The sequence below is a fragment of the Micromonospora sp. WMMD736 genome, assembly GCF_049179015.1.
Classification (GTDB): domain Bacteria; phylum Actinomycetota; class Actinomycetes; order Mycobacteriales; family Micromonosporaceae; genus Micromonospora.
In genome coordinates this window covers 1-1310 of record NZ_JBMHMI010000067.1, presented here as the reverse complement: position 1 = coordinate 1310, position 1310 = coordinate 1, and the positions used below count along the sequence as shown (strand labels likewise).

2 protein-coding genes are annotated in these 1310 nt (G+C 65.7%); both read left to right on the top strand.

Translation table 11 applies throughout. The features are described from left to right. Positions 1-970 (top strand): 4Fe-4S dicluster domain-containing protein (locus ACN269_RS33610; protein WP_421477207.1); only part of this gene is annotated, 970 nt, incomplete at its 5' end. Further along, the coding region (gene narJ / locus ACN269_RS33605; RefSeq protein ID WP_421477205.1) for a nitrate reductase molybdenum cofactor assembly chaperone at positions 967-1310 on the top strand (344 nt) is incomplete at its 3' end. The genes ACN269_RS33610 and narJ, both read left to right, overlap by 4 nt.

The following is a 1310-nucleotide window of genomic DNA, read 5'->3' as shown; positions in this document are numbered from 1 at the left end:
GGTGGATCAGGACAAGTGCCGCGGCTGGCGGCAGTGCGTCACGGGCTGCCCGTACAAGAAGATCTACTTCAACCACAAGACCGGCAAGGCCGAGAAGTGCACGTTCTGCTACCCCCGCGTCGAGGTCGGTATCCCGACGGTGTGCTCGGAAACCTGCGTGGGCCGGCTGCGCTACATCGGCGTGCTGCTCTACGACGCGGACGCGGTACAGGAAGCCGCGTCGGTCGAGCACGACAAGGACCTGTACCCGGCTCAGTTGGGTGTCTTTCTCAACCCACACGACCGCCGGGTGGTCGCCGAGGCAGAGCGGGCCGGCATCTCCGCGGAATGGATTGATGCCGCGCAAAATTCGCCGGTGTACCGGCTGATCGTCGACTATCAGGTGGCGCTGCCCCTGCACCCGGAATACCGGACCATGCCGATGGTGTGGTACGTGCCGCCGTTGTCGCCGGTGGTCGACATCCTCAAGGAAACCGGGCACGACGGCGAGAACCAGAACAATCTGTTCGGCGCGATCGACACCCTGCGGATTCCGGTGGAGTACCTGGCCGAACTGTTCACCGCCGGTGATGTGGGACCGGTGCGGTCCGCCCTGCAGCGATTGGCGGCGATGCGCGCCTACATGCGGGCGGCCAACTTGGGCGAAGAGTTCGACGAAACGATCCCGGAGTCGGTGCGGCTGAGCGGCGACGAGATCGAATCGATGTACCGGCTGCTGGCGATCGCGAAGTACCAGGACCGCTATGTGATTCCGACCGGGGCGGGTTCGGATGCGCATCGCCTGGACGCGATCGCCACCGGCTGCAGCCTGGACGGCGACGGCGGGCCCGGGATGACCGCGTTCGACACCATGGTGGACAAGTTCCAGCTGACCCACACCAACGACGCGGTTCCGCAAGGTGACCCGACCCGGGTCAATCTGCTCAACTGGGACGGCCGAAGCAGCGACGGGCTGGTACCGACCAAATGAAACTCCTGACACTCGGCCGCCGGACCGGCGGTGGAACTGCGCTGGCCGAGCGCCAGCAGCGGCTGGTCTGGCGGATCACCGCGCTGCTGCTCGACTACCCGACCGCCGAGACCGCCGAACTCCTCGACGACGTCGCCAACGCGGCCGCGGAGTTGCCTGCTGAAGTCCGCGAGCCGTTGTCGGAGTTCATCGGGTGGTTCCGCGATGCGGCTCCCACGCAGCGTGCGTCGACCTATGTCGAGACGTTCGATATGCGCCGTCGCTGCAGCCTGCATCTGACGTATTACGCGTACGGCGACACCCGCAAACGCGGTATGGCGCTGCTGCGGTTCAAACATGC